Origin of the sequence: Allocoleopsis franciscana PCC 7113 (genome assembly GCF_000317515.1) — a bacterium.
In the GTDB taxonomy this organism is placed as follows: domain Bacteria; phylum Cyanobacteriota; class Cyanobacteriia; order Cyanobacteriales; family Coleofasciculaceae; genus Allocoleopsis; species Allocoleopsis franciscana.
In genome coordinates this window covers 4,429,929-4,448,276 of sequence record NC_019738.1, presented here as the reverse complement: position 1 = coordinate 4,448,276, position 18,348 = coordinate 4,429,929, and the positions used below count along the sequence as shown (strand labels likewise).

The window sequence follows — 18,348 nt, the reverse complement described above, 5'->3', positions numbered from 1 at the left end:
ACTACCGTACAACTTTCAAAGTAAGCCAATTTCTCCGCTGGAGTTGCAGCTAAGAGTTCTGGAGGAAAATGCTTGGCAGAGGGCATTACCAAAACTCCTCATAAGGTTCAATTTCTTCAGAATCAATCTCATCTCTATTAGGAGAGGTTTCTCGACTTATAGGAAGTGAAAGGCACTCGGAGGCTGGAGGCTGTTCTTCAGGTCGCTTCATTTTGACTCCATCAATTATTGCTAAAACCTCTTTGGCTTCTACATCCCGTAAGCGTTGCTCTAAGATAACTTCTTGGGCTTCTGTACTTGCTAGAAATTCAGCGAGGGCTTTGGCTGTGATTGTAAATTGTTTGGAGTGATTCTTATGTTGTTGACGCAACTGGACGCTTGCTGCTATCATTTCTCGCTCTGAGTGACCCGCTAAGCTACTATAGTGCTGCGAGATGCAATTTACCCACTGACCTTTTATGTAGGCATAGGCAATCCCAACATCATTTGGGTCATAGCGCACGAGAACTTGAGTCTTTTCAATTTCCGGATTCCGAAAACTATTATGCCAATAGTAGATGTGGTTAATTTTGACTCCTTGATTAGGAATGACTTTGGCAGTTCCTTTGGATGTTGTTGGTAGGGTCAAAATCCGAAAGGTTTCATCGTAAGGAATCAGTTTATGTGGGCGCAATCCGGTTTGCAACAAGCCATCTGAAAAAGCTGCTCTTGGGCTTTTCAAGAGTGCCGGATGCTCCTTGTTGTCGTAAAATTCATAAGCCCAATCGCATAGATTCTGATACAAACTCCCCAGCGTCCAAATAGCTAAATTACGGGGATTAACGCTTTTCGTCACAGCCCTAGAATTCTTGTTAATTTGCGTATTTCCCTGGAGATTGTGAATCAACATGGTGTTGGCTGTCCCGAACAAGCGTTCGCATACTGAACCAAATCGGGGTTTAGCCGCTGGTCGGGTTTTCTTCGTGCAAGAGTAAGCGGCTAGTAGCCGCTCGAAGTAAACACTCATGAATTCTTTGGCTCCATCCACCACTATCGTGTGGGGCAAGCGTCCGTGACGACGGACACACTCGCGCATTACCATCATGCAACTACGGTAGGACGGTGGGTCAAAACACAGATAAACGGCTAGTATTCGTCGTGAGTAAGCGTCTGTTAGGAAGGTAGCCCAAGGGCGACCCAGATTTACTGATGTGTGGGAGCTAACTAGCTCAATATCTAATTGTGTATGGTCAATATGGCAGATTTCAAAGGGTCGTTGTCCGTGCCTAGGGGTGTTTACCTCTAGCTCCCAATAAAAAGGTTCGTGCTTGTAAGCCGCCCTACGCCCCTGCCTTTTCAAAGCCTGTTCATAGTTAGATTTTTGATGAATGTTTCGGACAAATGTTTTGTAGCTACAAGGAGTAATCCCTTGCTGTTCACAGGCTCGTACCAGTGAACTGTAAACGGCGAATTTTCCTTGCTGTTTGAGATTTAGATAGTTGTTAGCAATGAATTCGTCTACGATTTTTGTGTCGCTTCCGGTAATTTGGATTGGCGATTACCTTTAGAGCTGACGCGAGGCAATAAACCTACATAACCACATCCATATTGCTCTTGGGCTTTTTGCCACGAATGCAACCAACGGCGAATTGTACGTGTACTGACGACCTGATTTGAGGTTTGGAGTTCACCCGTTAGGTAGGGAGCAATGATGGAATAGCGGCGGTTGGCTTGTGCACAATCATCGACGCTAGCCTTGGCTAAAAGGTCATTGACTTCTTTTGCAGATGGTAAGGAGTGGGTGACAACACCTGTTAACTCACCCTGTTTGACTAATTCCAATAGGGCAACGTTGGGCAGTTGGATGACTTTTTCCTCTTCATTGAGTAGGGCTGTATGGGTTTCTCCCCGATTGAGAATCGATAAGCTTTTTCCATTCCACACCACAGGAGAACCAGGTTTTAGGTCAACTAAGTTAGGGGCTAATTCTAAGGTTGATGCTCTTCTCCACTTGGTTGTTTCGGTTTGACAAACTTTCTGACTAGCCGGAAAGATTTGACGCTGTGAACCAAGTTGCGCTATGTTGACACCTCGCCAATTCACCTTTAAATGATTTTGGGCAATTAGGGTATAAACCTCGTCACAGTTGTACCCCTGTTGTAGCAATTCACCTAAGGTAATTCCTGGATGAAGTTCTACCAGTAATGTGATGTTGGCACGAACGTTCTCTTCTAGATCCAAATGGGACGGCTGCAAGTAGTCTTCGAGAAAATGAAGATTATTTTGGAAAACCCAGTCAATTTCAGCGTTGCAGCGGATGCGATAATATAATCCCAAGCTTTGTGCTACTTCTTCTCCTGGGGGACAGTGCCATTGACCTTCAATTTCTTTCACGTAGCGAGCAGGCATCTTAGCTGATAATCGCACTAATTCATCAAGTGTTTTCCACTCTTCCCAGCCAGCAGATGTTTGGCGCAACACGAAGAAATCTGGGGTATGCAGGACTCCTACTTTCCGACCACACAGAGCTTGATAGCTAAGTTTAAGCCCCCTGGGTTGATCGTAATATTCCAGCACATCTGGGTCATATTCCATTTCATAGATGCCTGCCAATTCGTTGTGGTGGCTCTCAAATTGAATCGTCACGCCCATTTTCCGACTGGGGTAACGACCACTCACGTTGCCTGCCCTACTGCGTACCACACGCGCAGGTGGCGAACTGCGTAACAGTTCGATGTATTGCCTTGCCGATTCTGCCAAGCCGAGCTGCTGGCACCACCGCACAAACTGTTCGCCGTCCAGCATTTTTTTCTCTGGCAGCAATGGGAGGATATTGTCAGTTTATCAACTCAAGGACATCTTATCCTTCCCCTTTCAACTTACGGCCAACTTATGGTTCTACCTGGCTGCTCTAGCCGCTGTTGTTCCTACGACAGCATCAGAGTTTTTCCCTTGTTGCCGGACAGCTTATGCTTCCACTTTGGACAGAATATGGTTCAAGTGACAGCAGAGCGAGTCAAGCAAGTGAATACTTGGCAAGGCTTTACCCCTGATGGTAAATCGGTGAGTGACCATCATGGCGTCTACGTTGACCTATTTTGATCAGGTAGCATGTTGTCGATACCAGTTAATCGTATTTTCTAGCCCTTCCTTAAAACCTACCTCGGCGGTGAAGCCAAACGCTTGCTCTGCCCGTTCTATATCCAAACAACGACGGGGTTGTCCATTCGGCTTATCCGTTTCCCAGATAATTTCACCCTCAAATTTCATCAAGTCACAAATGAGCTCAATTAAATTACGAATTGAGATTTCTTCACCTGTGCCCAAATTAACGGGTTCTATGTCATTGTAAAACTGAGTTCCCATCACAATTCCTCGTGCCGCATCAGTCGAGTAGAGAAACTCACGAGTCGGGCTTCCATCACCCCATACAGGTAATTGCTTTTCTCCTTTTTGTTGGGCTTCGTGTACTTTGCGAATCAAAGCTGGGATAACGTGAGAACTTTTGGGGTCAAAGTTATCTTCTGGGCCATATAAGTTGACGGGCAGCAGATAGATACCATTGAATCCGTACTGCTGTCGATAGGCTTGGAGTTGGACTAAGAGAGCTTTTTTGGCAACGCCATAAGGGGCGTTTGTTTCTTCTGGATAGCCATTCCAGAGGTCATCTTCTTTAAACGGGACTGGCGTGAATTTAGGATAGGCGCAGATGGTACCCACACACACGAACTTCTGAACACCTGCTTGATAGGCAGTATGAATGAGTTGAGTGCCCATCATCAGGTTGTCATAGAAGAGTTCAGCCGGTTTGTCTCGATTTAACCCAATACCACCGACGTGGGCGGCAAGGTGAATAACGATATCTTGCTGCTGGACGACTTGTTGGCAGGCTTCTAAGGAACGAAGGTCATAGTCGCGCGATCGCGGTACTGTAATTTTCTCTCGCTTTGCCCCCGCCGTACAGAGCTGCTCGATAACCTGACGCCCTAGAAATCCTGCGCCACCGGTTACCAGAATCCTTTGATTACTTAAATCTAAAGTTGCCATTGGTCTTGCAATCCTTGCCCAGCGTCTGAAACTCTCTTTGCGATCGGTCAACTGAAGGCTGAAGAATGATGTATGAGGTATGAAATTATCCCTTGTGATCAATATTAGGGTCTTGAGTTGAATGGCTGGAGTATTTTCATCCTGAATCCTTTACACTTCATGCTTTCTTCGTCACGATTTGATTATCTAGCAACTACTAGAAATTAGCGAACCCCCTCAATCAACGATGCTTCCTACACTCTGACGAATATAGGCATTATCCTGCCAATCGGAAGCTTCTGGGCTATGCTGGGAAGTTAGCCCCAACGCTCGCAAATCGGCTTCTACCATTAAAGCGACTAACTCTTCAAAGGTCACAGAAGGTTCCCAACCCAGCTTCTGTTTTGCCTTGCTGGGGTCACCAATGAGTAAATCAACTTCAGCCGGACGTAGATAACGGGGGTCAAACTCTACGTAGTCTTGCCAATTGAGATTGACATAACCAAAGGAGATGTCCAAAAATTCACGAATGGAGTGAGTTTCACCCGTGGCGACGACGTAATCATCCGCTTCCTCTTGTTGCAACATCAGCCACATCGCCTGAACATAGTCTTTGGCGTAACCCCAGTCTCGCTTGGAGTCAAGATTACCCAGGTAGAGTTTCTGCTGTTGATCCGCTACAATCCGAGCGATCGCTCTGGTAATTTTGCGCGTGACAAATGTTTCGCCTCGGCGCGGCGATTCGTGATTAAATAAGATGCCATTACAGGCAAAGATTCCGTAAGACTCGCGATAGTTTACGGTTTGCCAGTGGGCATAAACCTTGGCACAAGCATAGGGACTGCGGGGATAAAAAGACGTTGTTTCCTTTTGCGGTACTTCCTGTACCTTGCCAAACATCTCAGACGAACCCGCCTGATAAAAACGCACATCAATTCCGGTGCGATTGCGATAATCTCGAATTGCCTCCAAAAGACGTAGCGTCCCCATTGCCACAGAATCAACCGTGTATTCCGGTGAATCAAAACTCACCCTTACATGGGATTGTGCACCTAAGTTGTAAATCTCTACGGGTTTTACTTCTTCTAAAATTCGGCGCATGGTTACGCCATCGGTTAAATCACCGTAGTGGAGGAATAACCGAGCGTTTTCATTGTGAGGGTCTACATAAATGTGATCGATGCGATCGGTATTAAAGGTGGAAGTTCGCCGAATAATTCCATGAACTTCATAGTCTTTTTCTAGTAATAATTCACTCAAATAGGAGCCATCTTGACCCGTAATACCCGTGATTAGCGCTCGTTTACGTTGTGTCATTCTTGAATTTTCCTGTAACAAATCGGAACTTTCACTGCGGCTCAAGTGCCAATAAAGCTCACCCGCCCAACGGACGTGTTGGAAGGTAAACGAATCATCCTTAAGTTAACCTAGAAATTGATCCATGGCTAAGCGGGTAGTGAGTTAGCTGGAATGAAATCAGGCTAAAGCTTTGATTGCTATGCAGAGTCTTTGTTTCGCTACGGTAGCTAATCCTAGCGTCTCGGCTCCCTTCGAGAGCGAAGAGAGCGAACGCTGACAAAGATTATCTAAAGAAAGCTTTCGTGAGACAGCACCAAAGCGTTAAATAGCCTGTGGATTTCTACCGCCTTAGAGAATAATGAAGACAGAATTAGTTGTCAAATCAACTCTCTTAATAAGCAAAAAAAAGATGTCTAAACTTTCCAGACTTCTCCTTCAGTAAGCCCCATTATTTTTAGGGAAAATAATCACACCAAGAGTTTTGAAAATCAGCCATAAATCTAGCCAGAAATTCCTGAAATTGACATAATAAACATCCATTTGAACCCGCAGAGGGTAAGGAATGTCATTACGCCCAGAAACTTGCCATAAACCAGTAATTCCTGGCCTAATCGTCAAAACCTTGTCCATATTACGCCCGTATTTAGGTAGTTCTTCCGGCACTAAGGGTCGGGGCCCCACCACACTCATATCTCCCTTCAAAACATTCCAAAATTGAGGAAACTCATCCAGACTAGTCAGTCGTAAAAACTTACCAATGCCTGTAATTCGAGGGTCTTTTTTGAGCTTGAAATTATCCTCAAATTCCTCACGTAAATGAGGTGATGTTTCCATCAAATCGGTCAATATTTCGTCAGCGTTTTGTACCATTGTTCTGAATTTGAGGCAGCCAAACGACTGGTAATTTCTACCGACCCGTTCCTGGACATAAAAAATGGGCCCCGGTGAGCTGATGGCAATCAGTAGGGCGAGTACCAAGTAAATCGGCAAAAACGAAATCAGAACAGATAGCGAAAACATAACATCAAACAGCCGCTTGGCGAAATCTCCGTTTAAGCGATGTCGAGAAAGACCCCTGGGTCTGCTGCGCGACGCGAGTGGCTGAATTCCTCGCTTCACGAACGCTCGCAACATCTTGACGGAGATAAGTTGGCTTTCGGCAGTCATCTTACTCCTTCACTTCACACCACACAGTCAAGATCATAAAGCCACAAGAGGCTGGCTACGGCGAATACGCCTGAGGAAACTTGAAATTTTCAGGGGAGAATTGAGATTTGTAGCCCTCTTGGCACTGTTCCAGAAAAGCCAGGTAGCGATCGCCAAAAATTTTGGGAGCAAACCCAGCCGCGTTTAATCGACCCTGTTCGGGACTGAACGAGTTTTTTGACCTCTCAAAAGTATTCACGGCTTCGATCAACGCGTCCGCACTTTGGGATTGAAAAAATAGACCTGTTCCGCTGTTCGGATGTTGCCGAATATCTCGAACAGTCTCTAATGCCCCCCCAGCACCATAGGCAATCACGGGCGTTCCACAAGCTTGAGCTTCCACTAGGGCAATGCCAAAATCTTCACAGGCTGCATAGACAAAGGCTTTGGCGCGGGTCATATACTGCTCAACCACCGAGTCTGGCTGAAATCCTAGCACTTGTACATTCGGTTGTGCCAGTTTGCGAATCGCCTCCAAGTCCGGTCCTGTGCCAATCACGACGAGTGGAAGTCCCAGTTGATTGAAAGCTTGAACAATTAACGAGACTCGCTTATAACTCACGAGGCGGGAAACCGTGAGATAAAAATCTTCTTTTTGAGTCTGGAACGGAAATCGCTCAATATTGACCGGCGGATAAATCACCGTTGCCTGACGCCGATAGCAGCGCCAGATGCGACGTGCGGTATGTACCGAGTTGGCAATAAAATAATCCACCCGGTTCGCCGAAAGGGCATCCCACTGACGCAATTGATGAAGTAGATACCGGGTGATTAAGCCTTGTGGCCCTCGCCCCATCCGACTACTACTGAGATAATCAAACGTTAAATCCCAGGCGTAGCGCATGGGCGTATGACAGTAGCAGATATGCAGTTGTTGAGGTGTACTCAGGATGCCCTTGGCAACCGCATGAGATGAGGAAAGGATGACATCATAGTCCCGTAAGTCTAGCTGTTCAATGGCAATGGGCAGTAGTGGTAGATATTTCTGAACACCATTGCGGGCAAAGGGCAAACTTTGCAGGAAGGTTGTACCAATCGAACGCCCAAACAGATAACTCTGGGGATTGGTCGATTCAAAATCAATCAATGCATAAACATCGGCCTCAATGTGCTGGAGAACTTCTTGAACGACCAGTTCTGACCCACCCGTTGCTTGGGGTGTCAACCACTCATGAACCAAAGCATATTTCAAGGACATTTAACCAGAATGCTTCTTGTGAGTAAGAGCTTACCCCAAGGTGAGCCACCCAGGGTATGGGGAGCAGGAGAAAGGCAAACTCACTGGATGACTGTTTAGGGAATAGGATGCTAAACTTTCATTCTTCGTTCTTTGTAGAATTACCCTGGAATTTGAGGCAGTTGATTGGCAAGGAGTTGGATTGTCCGCTATTTTTCTGGCTGGCAGTACTTATTAATTTCCTGAACGAGGGGTGTTTCTAGGGCAGTCGTTTTCTGCAATTTGACGATCGCAGCTTCAGCGGCGGGGCGGTCTTTTTTCTCAAAAGCGGTGATAAAATCGCGGGTGGATTTGCTGGTATCGCGATACATCACAAAAAAACGGCCTTGATAGTCTCGAAGCTTGTCATCGCTAACTTTAATGGATTCCATTTCTTGAGAGGCTTTGTCCAGCGCATCGGCAGCCTTAAGCATTGCTTTCGGGTCGCTTTCCTTCCCGCCATTGGTGATAGCTTTAGCTTCGTCAGCGGCTTTGTTGGCAACCTTGATAATTTTGTTACATTGAGAGACTTTACTCTCGCTACAACTAACCATCAATAGGCTAAGAACCGCAGTCAGGGGAAGAAGGACGAAGTATCGCCTCGGAAATTGCATTAATGTTCTCCTAATGAGTTATGAGCGTTCTCGTTGTCCTAGCACATTTTTCCTGTGCTGGAAAGTCTACTGGGATGTCTGAACAGGATTGGGTCATGGGGAAATAGGGGAGTGAGGGCGGTGTGTTGTTAACCTCAGGATATTCAGTAGAAAATTTCTTCCACCCTCATATCAACTCCTGCCCCACTCTAACCACCCTAGCCTCAGTGATCCGCCGCTTCAATAGCAGTCGCAAGGCGTCGCAGAGTTTCTGTGAGTTGCCCTAACTGCTCTAAAGAGTCACTTTGAGCTTGAGCCAAAGTTTGCACCGCATCGCTGACGGCAAAAATCTGGTAACCCTGTTGTTGAATTTGTTGCCCTTGGTGTTGCACTTGAATCGCTAGAGCATCTACCCGTTCAGTCAGACAGTCAATGGTTTCAGTGGTTGCCAGAACTGCCTCGCCAATTTGTCCCACAATTGCCTCCAAGCGACTGATTCTGGCTTCCAATCCAAGAGACTCCTTTGTTACAGGAGTTGAGTTGCTTTGAGCCTTTCCAGTCTGGATGTGTCTATTCACCGGCAATTTTTTAACCCAACAACAAAGTAGTTAAACAGTCCCTGAATACTTTACGGGTGACGGCTGTTTGCTTGTGGCTTGGAACTCAAGTCGATCAGTATAGCGCCAACTTTCCCCACTTAGACGCTTCTCAATAGGTTTTATTGATGACGCCTTTGATGCCACTGCCAAGCATCGCCGATAATTTTACTCAGATCAGTGTATTGGGGAGACCAACCTAGAATTTTTTGAGCTTTGTCACTACTCCCAACTAAAACGGAGGGATCGCCACTGCGGCGATCGCACTCGACTACGTTGATTTCCCGACCTGTCACCAGACGAGCTGTTTCAATCACCTGCCGCACCGAAAAACCATTGCCATTACCTAAATTAAACGCTTCACTCTTGCCACCTTGCAATAGATACTCCAGCCCCAAAATGTGAGCGGTTGCCAAGTCGCTGACGTGAATATAGTCCCGAAGGCAGGTGCCGTCTGGTGTGGGGTAATCTGTACCCCAAATGGAAATAGATTCGCGTTTCCCCAAAGCGGTTAGAAGTACAAGCGGAATTAGATGAGTTTCGGGTTGGTGGTCTTCTCCAATTAACCCCTCTGGGTTAGCGCCGGCGGCGTTGAAGAAGCGAAACACCACTGAACGTAGATCGTAAGCCCGATCAAAATCAGCCAGGATTTGCTCTACCATCCACTTGGTCGTGGCATAAGGACTCATTGGCTGTTTGGGATGGTCTTCAGTCATTGGCACTTGCTTGGGCATCCCGTAGATGGCACAGGTCGAAGGAAACACCAATTTTTTGACCCCTGCCGCTACCATCGCTTCCAGAAGGGTCACCGTACCGGACACATTGTTGCGGTAATATTGGGCAGGGTCTGTAACCGACTCGCCTACCGCGATATAAGCAGCGAAGTGGACAACAGCCGCAATCTCGTGATTGGCAAATAGCTGATCTAAGGTTGCGCGATCGCCGATGTCACCGACGACCAAATCCACCTGTAAAATATCTTCCACAAACTCCCGATGCCCATATTCCAAGTTATCCAGCACGATAACGCGGTAGCCTTCTTGCTGAAGTGCCAACACAGCATGAGAGCCAATATATCCTGCTCCGCCAGTCACTAAAATTGTGGGTTTGACTTGCGACACCTCACACTCTCCCAGTTTTTTGTTTCATAGCCTAACTTGACAACAGACGTTCGCTCTTCGACTTCGCCCGTTAACGTTGAACCGAAGTAGAACGTCTCCTACTCCTTATCGATTGTGGAATGAGGAATGCGGAATGTCGAATTTAAAATCGGCAAGCGTGTCTTTAACACCTTCCCTTTCCAAACGTTCATGCTATACCCTGCCTTCTATCGGTTGGAAAAAGGTTGGTGAATTTTCCTTAATCAGTTGATTTAACGATGATTGGAGTCCTTTCCCAAGGTGAGGTCTGTCCTTAGGATGTTGCCCTGCTTCAAGTAATCACGTGTCATAGCATCAACTGCGTTTTTTGCCCATTATTGCTGCCAATCGCGAGTATAATGCCCGTGTAATAGTGATTCAAACCTTGGTTCAAGCAGATGAAACATCACTGAAACAAAAGTACTACCAGTTATTAGTTGTAAGTTGTTATTTTAAATGGTCAAGACAGGAGACTGGGTTGAGGGTTATAAGGTTCGCACACAAGCTCTTTGCTTCCGCAGGTAATCAAGCGTAGTGTCAGCTAAAACTTTCAAAGGCTCTGCCTCCTCCCTACTCTCCAACTACCTTGGTGAGACTAACAACGAGCAACCAACCGCTAACCTTCAACAACGAAGAAGTTCTTAACAATGTTCTTACTACTTACCCAGGTACTACTGTGGCTGCTGATCACAGTTATTATCTACAATTTGCTACTGAAAGTAATCCCCAGAGCGTATCTTACCTTGCTTGGGGGTTTTCTGCTGTTTACCATCATCGTGCTGGCGTTTTTCTTCCCCAACGACACATTGGTGAGAACGGCATGGAGCGTTCTCTCATTCCCGCTTAAGCCCGTGGGAGCCACTATTGTGCTGTTAGCGGCGGCATTGAATCAGGGGCTGAAGAAGAACCTGATTATGGCAGCCCTGCTGATTTTACTGATTTCCAGTATTCCCTTCGTCAGTACTGTATTGGCTCGACCCCTTGAACTTGGGGCATTCCCAAGGACAACCCCAGCCGCTACAGCCGCCCCTGCTGGGGCGATTGTGGTATTGGCGCAAGGAACGACACAACCGAGTCTTCCCCCTCGAACCCAAATTCAGCTCACGGATGAAGGCAGCAATCGCCTCCGTCGCGCCGCCCAAGTGTATCAAGAGCAGGTGACAGCAGGTAACCAACCCATTGTGATTGCTAGCGCCGGTCAAGAAGCCAACAATGTCGCCACCGTACTGAACCAATTTGGTGTTCCCCAAGGTCAAATTGTCGTAGAATCCAGAAGCCGAGACCTTCGCACCAGTGCTGAGCAGGTGAACGCCATCTTGAGAAGTCGAGCTATACAAGACAGACCTGTTTTCCTGGTTACTTCTGCCATTAATAGCCGCCGCGCTAGTTTAGCTTTTTCTCAAGTCGGCATTAATGTCGTAACTCAACCAGCGAATTTTGTTTCGACAGAACCTGGAACGAGAGAGGCACGTAACATTACGGTTGAATCCTTTATTCCCAGTGTTGATGCTCTCAGCGTCAGCACTCGTATTATTGAGGAATTCTATACCACCATCTACTACTCGTTACGAGGCTGGCTATCTCCGACAACCACTTGAAAAGGATGAAGTAGGAAGTTATGCATAATGAAAAACTTTCTACTTCCCAACGGGTTGGAGATTTGACAATCCCACACCTACTGTGTGGGATTGTTGGGTTCAGAGGGTCGAGCCATCTATACTTAAGGCAGAATATCAACCTTGAGGGCAGCAGATAGTCGTGTAACCCCCATTTGGGCGAGGGAGCCAGAGCCAGCAATCGTTTAAGATTAAGAATTGTTATCTTTGTAACATGGCTAACTCCAGGCTGCAAAAACTACTGGCTTACCTGCGTCCTCACACTTTAGATGCGTCCCTTGGTGTCATTGCTCTCCTCGTTGTTAATGGACTCGGTGTGTATATCCCTCTGCTGATTAGGGATGGCATTGACGAACTCCGCACCGCCTTCGATTTTGATCGAATCTGGCACTTTGTCTGGCCCATCATCCTCCTCGCATCGTTAATGTGGGTGATTCGGATGGTGTCTCGCATTCTCTTATTCGGGGTGGGGCGTAAGGTCGAATTTGACCTGAAGCAAAAGATTTTTCAGCATTTACTCATCCTAGAGCCATCTTATTTTTCCACGAATACTTCTGGAGATTTAATTAACCGCGCTACCAGTGATGTGGATAATATTCGACGGCTGTTGGGGTTTGCCGTCTTGAGTTTGGCGAATACGGTATTCGCCTATGGTTTAACGCTGCCAGTGATGATGTCGATTAGCTTGCGGTTGACTCTATTCGCGATCGCCGTTTATCCCCTGATGCTCATTACCGTCCAGCTTTTTAGTGAAAAGCTCCGCAATCAACAACTGGCGGTACAAGAAGAACTCTCCAATCTCAGTGAGATGATTCAGGAAGACATGAGCGGCATCTCCCTGATTAAAATCTACGCTCAAGAAGCCAACGAACGCCGTGCTTTTCGACGCCTGAATGGGCAACTGTTAGGGGCAAATCTAAATTTAGCCAAAACACGAAACGTCCTATTTCCTGTTATTGAAGCTCTCGCCTATGTCAGCTTATTGGTATTACTGTGGCTAGGTTCTGGGTTGATTTCCTCCGGTAAAATTACGGTGGGTGATTTTGTGGCGCTACTCCTCTACTCAGAGCGTTTAGTTTTCCCCACTGCCCTCTTAGGTTTTACCATTACAGCTTATCAACGAGGTGAAGTGAGTATTGACCGCATTGAGTCGATTCTCACCGTTCAACCCCAGATTAAAGATGATTCTAATCCGATTCAACTACCGACGCCCGTGAAAGGTGAGTTGACGGCACGCAATCTAAGTTACACTTATCCGGGTGCCAAAACTCCAGCACTCAAAGACATTAATTTTACAATTAATGCAGGTGAAACGGTGGCAATTGTAGGAGCCATTGGTTCAGGAAAATCCACCTTAGCGAATGCCATTCCTCGCTTGTTGGATATTGAGGATAATCAGCTATTTTTGGATGGATATGACCTGACAAGGATGCGATTGCAAGACTTGCGAAGTGCGATCGCCTATGTCCCCCAAGACAGCTTCCTGTTCAGCACCAGTATTAAAAATAACATCCGCTACGGTAACCCCTTAGCCAAACAAACAGACATTGAGTACACAGCCAAGCAAGCACAAATTCACGCAGAAATTCTCAACTTTCCTCAGCAATATGACACGCTTGTCGGAGAACGGGGTATTACTCTCTCTGGGGGTCAAAGACAACGCACCTCTCTAGCCAGAGCCTTGTTGATGGATGCACCGATTCTCATCTTGGATGATGCCCTTTCTAGCGTGGATAACCAAACCGCTACCCAAATTCTGGAAAATCTTGCCGAAGGCGTGCAGCGTAAAACGGTAATTTTTATCTCCCATCAACTCTCGGCGGCGGCTACGGCTAATCGAATTTTCGTCATGGAAGGGGGACAAATTGTGCAAAGCGGCAGCCATAAGGAGCTTTTGGCCAGTCCTGGTGTGTACCGATCACTTTGGAGTCAGCATCATTTAGAAGAATTACTCCGTTGATTACCTCACCTTTTAGCGTTCCTACTTCCTCCAAAAGATAGATGCTTTACCTTTCTTAATGTAATTAAGCTATGTATGATAAATCTTAATATCTCTTAACAGGAGACTTCGGTAAAGATGGATAGACTTACCAAGACGGTTAAGAAGGTTGCCGCGATCGCAGGAGCTGCTAGTGCTTTAGTGACGCTTCCGGTGTTAGCGCAGAACATGCCAACAGGCAGTATGCAGACTCAACCCCCCACGATGAGGACTCAGCCTCAAGACCAATCTAAGCCGATGACTCCATCTGCCTCCCCAACCAAAACATCGACAACGGCAAGCGGCAACGTTGTTGATGTGGCTGCTGCTAATGGCTCCTTTAAAACCTTAACCGCAGCTTTGAAAGCAGCAGGTTTAGATAAAGCCTTAGCGTCTGAAGGCCCGTTCACAATTTTTGCACCAACGGATGAAGCGTTTGCGGCGCTGCCCGAAGGTACAGTGGAGGAGCTGCTCAAACCAGAGAACCGAGACACTTTAATTGCAATTCTCACTTATCATGTGGTTCCAGGTGAGAACACTTCTAAAACATTGAAATCAGGGGAAGCCGAAACTCTTGAAGGTGCTGCTGTGGAAGTGAAGGTGTCCTCGAATGGCGTCATGGTTAATGATGCCAACGTAGTTAAAGCAGACATTCCAGCTAGCAATGGCGTCATTCATGTCATTGACAAGGTCATTATGCCGCCCGTCGATCCGCCGTCCAAGACCAGTGGTAGCTCTGTTCGGTAGAAGCCATACAAAAGCAATAGTTGCTTTGTGTCCCTAATATCAGTTACCGATTGGGAGCCAAAAATTGGTTTTCAGTCGGTTGCTCCATCAGGACATGCTCTGGCTGCTGTGATCCACGTCCCTGCGACTTTTAGGCGAGTCCTCATTACCTGCACTTGCTGCGCTTTCCGACATCCCCTTGCCTGATGCGGCTTGCGAGAGAAGATGACAGTTGTGTAAGCCCTGTAGTATTTATAACTTACCTGCGTTAGCGATCGCGTTAGTGGTGAATTTTGTTAAGACAGGAATCTAAAGCGATTGTTGAGGAAAAAGTAATGCCTAAAGAATTAGTGGTATTGTTGCTTTTTTTTCTGGTGGCCTATGTGGTGGCAAGCGGATTGGAGTATGGAACTTTTGGTGTACCGCGTCCGACCGAATACTTCACACCAGAGGTAATCGAGAGTAACGGCTAGAACTTTGGATAATCAGCGGGATAGGTCGTCATAGCCATATTTGCCGACGCACTCAACAAAAACCTCCGATCGCCAATACCTACGAAGGAGTACTTGTGAAAGCGCTTAGGGTTACTGCTTCCACTGTGCCCTTTCTCTGAGAATAACTCGTCCGTTCTGAACCACTGTCAATTCTTTGCGAGTAAGGATGTATCTAGTATCACGATTAACAGCAACAAATCGCTCTTCATTGTAGCTAAATAGGGGAAGAACAATGTTATTTCCGCCTTTTTTGGCTATGCTAACGTAAGTATTTGGCTCATCGCCTCCACAAATATATACCAAAAAGTTTTTAGTTTCTGCGCTAACAAATCGACTCCTCCCACTCTTTTCTGGGCAAACGTTATTTTCTTGAGCTATTAAAGTTTTGTCCGATGATAATTTTCCTAATAAGCTATCTCTAGTGGTCATAACACTAGCGGCTTCTGCCCAAGAAGTTAAGCAGAAACAAGCCACACCCACCAACGCAAATTTCTGTAATAAGTGTTGATAGCTGTACCTAAAATTGTGAAATTTCATTGATTGACTCTTGTCGATGTAAAGGACTGAAAAACCGAACTCATTTCTGGATATTCTTATGCATTAGTTACATCTTTCTCCAAGGAAGTCAAGATGTTGCAACAGATTTACAAGGAAGAATTTTCAACAGCCGACGTATCTCCAAGCAGGAATGCAACAAAAGATGAGGTTATCAGCCACAGCAGCAAGTATGGGATGCATCTGGCACTGTTATTAAAAAAGCTTGTGAATGTATAGCATGTAGGATAGACACTGCTTACCAAGACTGGCAAACCTCCTCTTACCCTGAGTGTGCAGTGTCCACCTAACGATTGTTCAAAAATATTAAAAAATTCACTGTCCACCAAGAGCAGTGAGTGTGGTAAAGTACCAAAATCTAATCGGTTCGAGTGGGGGTCAGCCACCAGAGGTAACGGGGAAAGTTCGGTGCGAATCCGGCGCTGTACCGCAGCTGTGTTGAGTTAACCCATAGGGAACTCAAAAGCCAGAATGCCCACCGATAGAGTGATCACTCAGATGTGCGGTCTACACGATCGAGGTCAAACATGAAAACGTCTTCAATTAGTACTCTTGGTTCCCTAAAGCAACGGACAGTTCGTCTCACGTTGTCGTTGCCGGTGCAAGCCACACTTTACACTTCATTGTGTGTTCTGACACTTTGGACAATTTACTTTTCTACTTATCCTGCTGCTCATAACCAGATGCATTCCCTACGTCACCACACGTTGATGGTGGGTTGTCACTAATCCTCCAAGTCTGGAGATAGCAGGAGTTCAAAATTAGTCATGTCAAAATTTAAGATGGCTGCTCTCATCAGCCTAGTTTGTCTGATGGGTGTAGTTTTTTATAGCGTGGTGGTGTTTTCTCAGGCTCCACAACCCTCTGTGCGTCTGTTAACAGAGCCACCCATTAGCCAAATTTTACCCTTTGACGGGGAGGCAAGTGTAACCCCGTCTCCGGTGAAATTAACGCTGCAAGTCGTAGATGCAGCAGGGCAATCTTTAGAGAATGCCAAAATTCGGTTACAAATTCTCACTCCCCCTAAAAGTCCTTGGTTTCCCACCGATTTTCCAATTGTAGAGGGAACGCAGTTACTCAATATTGAGGCAGTTGCTCCCAAGGGGGAATTGCAAATTCAGCAAATACTACCAATTCGAGGTCAGTATCAACTGTTAGTAGAAGTCATCCCAATGGTTGAGAAGACTTTTAGTCCATTTCAGCAAACACTAACATTATCAGTCCCAGAAAATTGGATTAAATATCGCAATTTGGGAATTTTAGTATTAGTTTTACTGACAGTGGGAGTTGGAGGTGGCTTAGTGTTAGGGGGACGGCAAGAAATTCAAGAGGGAGAAATTGCACCACAACGGGTAAGATTTTTATTGAGTGGGGCAGTAATCGTTGCGATCATCTCCTTACTATTCATCAATATCACCGCTGAACTTGCAGAGTCTCATACGGATCATCACAAAGATCATTATCCAAAGCTGGAAGAGCCGGCCATTCTCCAGTCTCAGGGTATCGAAGCGCGAATATTAGGCGATATTGAGGCAACTGTCGGTCAATTGGCTAACTTAGCTGTTCAAGTCAGGGATACCCAAACAGGACAACCCGTAACGGATGCCAATTTGAACATCAAAGCGACTTCAATTGAGGGGGAATGGGTTGCTTTTGCTTACCAAGGAGTAACCGATACAAAAGGTCAGCTCAAATGGGAGCAACAATTTTTTGACGGTGCACCCCACAAAGTGACTGTAGAAGTTTCTCCTCAACCCCAAGCTCAACAACAATTTTCACCCTTGAAAGTGGTCAAGCAAATTTCTGTAGAAGGAGTGGCTCCTCCCCTACAAAGTCGGTTAATTGTATTAAGCTACTTCACCAGTTTTATAGTATTGGGTTTGGGGATTGGAATCCAATTAAGACGCCGTTTAGTTTGGCAATAAATTCATGAGTACACAACACGCTTTATTAGTTTGTAAAACCTGTGGGACTGTTTATGCAGAAGGAAAGCCGCAAGGAAAAAGCGACGGACAAGAGTTGATAGAACAGTTACAGGAACTTCACTCAGTTTGGGAACTGCGGGATGAAGTTAAGCTTCAGGAAGTGGAATGTATGAGTGCTTGCAGTCGCTCTTGTGCAGTTTCGTTTGTGGCTTCTGGTAAGTACACTTATCTATTTGGTGACTTACCTGCTAAAGAAAGTGCACAGGCCGTCTTGAAGTGTGCCAAGCTGTATTTTGAGAATCCACAGGGTTATCTGGCGTGGGCGGATCGTCCTAAACCGTTGAAAAATAGTATTCTTGCTCGGATTCCACCTATTGCATAATTTGTGATGAGGATATAGCTGTCGTATCTCCCTGACATACCCAGGCTCCCCAAAAATAGGGATGCTCAAGGGGTTTATCATCTTGACAAAAATGATAATCTTGTGGTATTAGTTTTTGTAATTCTTTCAGCACGGCAAGACCAAGTGAAGATTGCTGCAATTGTTTGACGGTGATGATTGCAGCGACTTGCGCGGCAAAATTTCTCAACCAGTCAGCAGCATTCTGGTTTTCGTTTTCTGCAAGTATCGCTGCTGCCTTTTCCATCTCCTCCAGCAATGTCTTATCCAGCAGCTTCCGGTTCTTCTGTAAGAGTTCTGCTTCTTGTCCATTGGGGCAAGTCAGCAGCGCTAGGATTAAATTCACACAATCTTGCAGTTGTACTTCTCTAGAGAATAAGCCGTGAGTGGCAATCAGCAGGATTTCGGGAGATTCGCAACCAGTCAAGCGAGACGCTAACGCTTCCTTATCCAAGTAAGGCGATACCCCCAACAGCTTGGCAATCCCTTCACCCAAAAAGCGAGTTCCTTCAGCACGTTTAAAAGCAGAACCTGCCAAAGTTTGCAGTAATTCGGCGGCTTGTGTTCCTAGTACACCCGGTTTTGACCTCTCCCCCAACC

18 protein-coding genes and 1 riboswitch are annotated in these 18,348 nt (G+C 46.2%); of the genes, 7 read left to right on the top strand and 11 right to left on the bottom strand.

What is annotated here, in order from left to right; genetic code table 11:
• Positions 1-85: 85 nt before the first annotated feature.
• From MIC7113_RS38165 to galE, 9 genes are all read right to left on the bottom strand, one after another.
• On the bottom strand, positions 86-1,339 hold the full coding sequence (locus MIC7113_RS38165; RefSeq protein WP_226883446.1) for a transposase family protein: 1,254 nt from the start codon (positions 1,337-1,339) through the stop codon (positions 86-88).
• Between the two features lie 158 nt (positions 1,340-1,497).
• A complete protein-coding gene (locus MIC7113_RS38160) occupies positions 1,498-2,784 on the bottom strand; it encodes a TnsA endonuclease N-terminal domain-containing protein (RefSeq protein WP_051055719.1) in 1,287 nt (428 codons plus the stop codon).
• Between the two features lie 297 nt (positions 2,785-3,081).
• Positions 3,082-4,026 (bottom strand): GDP-L-fucose synthase family protein, encoded by a 945-nt coding sequence (locus MIC7113_RS18455; protein WP_015183692.1) that lies wholly within the window; start codon positions 4,024-4,026, stop codon positions 3,082-3,084.
• Positions 4,027-4,242: 216 nt separating this feature from the next.
• A complete protein-coding gene (gene gmd / locus MIC7113_RS18450) occupies positions 4,243-5,322 on the bottom strand; it encodes a GDP-mannose 4,6-dehydratase (RefSeq protein WP_015183691.1) in 1,080 nt (359 codons plus the stop codon).
• A gap of 417 nt (positions 5,323-5,739) precedes the next feature.
• Positions 5,740-6,471, bottom strand: a complete 732-nt coding sequence (locus MIC7113_RS18445) for a sugar transferase (protein ID WP_015183690.1) — start codon at positions 6,469-6,471, stop codon at positions 5,740-5,742.
• A gap of 55 nt (positions 6,472-6,526) precedes the next feature.
• A complete protein-coding gene (locus MIC7113_RS18440) occupies positions 6,527-7,708 on the bottom strand; it encodes a glycosyltransferase (RefSeq protein ID WP_015183689.1) in 1,182 nt (393 codons plus the stop codon).
• Between the two features lie 188 nt (positions 7,709-7,896).
• Positions 7,897-8,340: a hypothetical protein gene (locus MIC7113_RS18435; protein ID WP_015183688.1), complete on the bottom strand. Its 444-nt coding sequence runs from the start codon at positions 8,338-8,340 to the stop codon at positions 7,897-7,899.
• Positions 8,341-8,543: 203 nt separating this feature from the next.
• Positions 8,544-8,828 (bottom strand): hypothetical protein, encoded by a 285-nt coding sequence (locus MIC7113_RS18430; RefSeq protein WP_015183687.1) that lies wholly within the window; start codon positions 8,826-8,828, stop codon positions 8,544-8,546.
• 209 nt (positions 8,829-9,037) lie between these two features.
• A complete protein-coding gene (gene galE, locus MIC7113_RS18425; protein WP_015183686.1) occupies positions 9,038-10,036 on the bottom strand; it encodes a UDP-glucose 4-epimerase GalE in 999 nt (332 codons plus the stop codon).
• A gap of 665 nt (positions 10,037-10,701) precedes the next feature.
• On the opposite strand from galE, the gene MIC7113_RS18420 reads away from it, so the two are divergent.
• The 4 genes from MIC7113_RS18420 to MIC7113_RS36580 all read left to right on the top strand — a co-directional run bounded on the left by MIC7113_RS18420 (position 10,702) and on the right by MIC7113_RS36580 (position 14,847).
• A complete protein-coding gene (locus MIC7113_RS18420; protein ID WP_015183685.1) occupies positions 10,702-11,652 on the top strand; it encodes a YdcF family protein in 951 nt (316 codons plus the stop codon).
• A gap of 232 nt (positions 11,653-11,884) precedes the next feature.
• Positions 11,885-13,630, top strand: a complete 1,746-nt coding sequence (locus MIC7113_RS18415; RefSeq protein WP_015183684.1) for an ABC transporter ATP-binding protein — start codon at positions 11,885-11,887, stop codon at positions 13,628-13,630.
• A gap of 117 nt (positions 13,631-13,747) precedes the next feature.
• Positions 13,748-14,395, top strand: a complete 648-nt coding sequence (locus MIC7113_RS18410) for a fasciclin domain-containing protein (protein WP_015183683.1) — start codon at positions 13,748-13,750, stop codon at positions 14,393-14,395.
• Positions 14,396-14,667: 272 nt separating this feature from the next.
• Positions 14,668-14,847 (top strand): hypothetical protein, encoded by a 180-nt coding sequence (locus MIC7113_RS36580; protein WP_155898032.1) that lies wholly within the window; start codon positions 14,668-14,670, stop codon positions 14,845-14,847.
• A gap of 111 nt (positions 14,848-14,958) precedes the next feature.
• On the opposite strand, the gene MIC7113_RS33525 is transcribed toward MIC7113_RS36580, so the two are convergent.
• Positions 14,959-15,405, bottom strand: a complete 447-nt coding sequence (locus MIC7113_RS33525; RefSeq protein WP_015183681.1) for a hypothetical protein — start codon at positions 15,403-15,405, stop codon at positions 14,959-14,961.
• Positions 15,406-15,769: 364 nt separating this feature from the next.
• A riboswitch (cobalamin riboswitch) is annotated at positions 15,770-15,920 on the top strand.
• 30 nt (positions 15,921-15,950) lie between these two features.
• On the opposite strand from MIC7113_RS33525, the gene MIC7113_RS34845 reads away from it, so the two are divergent.
• The 3 genes from MIC7113_RS34845 to MIC7113_RS18395 are packed head-to-tail and all read left to right on the top strand — an operon-like array spanning position 15,951 to position 17,730.
• Positions 15,951-16,151 (top strand): CbtB-domain containing protein, encoded by a 201-nt coding sequence (locus MIC7113_RS34845; protein ID WP_015183679.1) that lies wholly within the window; start codon positions 15,951-15,953, stop codon positions 16,149-16,151.
• Positions 16,152-16,190: 39 nt separating this feature from the next.
• A complete protein-coding gene (locus MIC7113_RS18400; protein WP_015183678.1) occupies positions 16,191-17,348 on the top strand; it encodes a hypothetical protein in 1,158 nt (385 codons plus the stop codon).
• Between the two features lie 4 nt (positions 17,349-17,352).
• Entirely contained in the window at positions 17,353-17,730 is a 378-nt protein-coding gene (locus MIC7113_RS18395; protein WP_015183677.1) for a DUF1636 domain-containing protein, read from the top strand.
• Here MIC7113_RS18395 and MIC7113_RS33520 read toward each other — a convergent pair.
• Positions 17,720-18,346, bottom strand: coding sequence for a hypothetical protein (locus tag MIC7113_RS33520; RefSeq protein ID WP_015183676.1), 627 nt, complete (start codon positions 18,344-18,346; stop codon positions 17,720-17,722). The two genes, MIC7113_RS18395 and MIC7113_RS33520, sit on opposite strands and share 11 nt — an antisense overlap.
• Positions 18,347-18,348 lie beyond the last annotated feature (2 nt).

Bases quoted from the DNA above. Each gene is read 5' to 3' on its own strand.
- MIC7113_RS18420 (WP_015183685.1), top strand. From the start codon at position 10,702: ATGTTCTTACTACTTACCCAGGTACTACTGTGGCTGCTGATCACAGTT.
- MIC7113_RS18445 (WP_015183690.1), bottom strand. From the start codon at position 6,471: ATGACTGCCGAAAGCCAACTTATCTCCGTCAAGATGTTGCGAGCGTTC.
- MIC7113_RS38160 (WP_051055719.1), bottom strand. From the start codon at position 2,784: ATGCTGGACGGCGAACAGTTTGTGCGGTGGTGCCAGCAGCTCGGCTTG.
- MIC7113_RS34845 (WP_015183679.1), top strand. From the start codon at position 15,951: ATGAAAACGTCTTCAATTAGTACTCTTGGTTCCCTAAAGCAACGGACA.
- MIC7113_RS18435 (WP_015183688.1), bottom strand. From the start codon at position 8,340: ATGCAATTTCCGAGGCGATACTTCGTCCTTCTTCCCCTGACTGCGGTT.
- MIC7113_RS18395 (WP_015183677.1), top strand. From the start codon at position 17,353: ATGAGTACACAACACGCTTTATTAGTTTGTAAAACCTGTGGGACTGTT.
- MIC7113_RS18455 (WP_015183692.1), bottom strand. From the start codon at position 4,026: ATGGCAACTTTAGATTTAAGTAATCAAAGGATTCTGGTAACCGGTGGC.
- MIC7113_RS18400 (WP_015183678.1), top strand. From the start codon at position 16,191: ATGTCAAAATTTAAGATGGCTGCTCTCATCAGCCTAGTTTGTCTGATG.
- MIC7113_RS18440 (WP_015183689.1), bottom strand. From the start codon at position 7,708: ATGTCCTTGAAATATGCTTTGGTTCATGAGTGGTTGACACCCCAAGCA.
- MIC7113_RS33525 (WP_015183681.1), bottom strand. From the start codon at position 15,405: ATGAAATTTCACAATTTTAGGTACAGCTATCAACACTTATTACAGAAA.
- MIC7113_RS18410 (WP_015183683.1), top strand. From the start codon at position 13,748: ATGGATAGACTTACCAAGACGGTTAAGAAGGTTGCCGCGATCGCAGGA.
- MIC7113_RS18415 (WP_015183684.1), top strand. From the start codon at position 11,885: ATGGCTAACTCCAGGCTGCAAAAACTACTGGCTTACCTGCGTCCTCAC.
- gmd (WP_015183691.1), bottom strand. From the start codon at position 5,322: ATGACACAACGTAAACGAGCGCTAATCACGGGTATTACGGGTCAAGAT.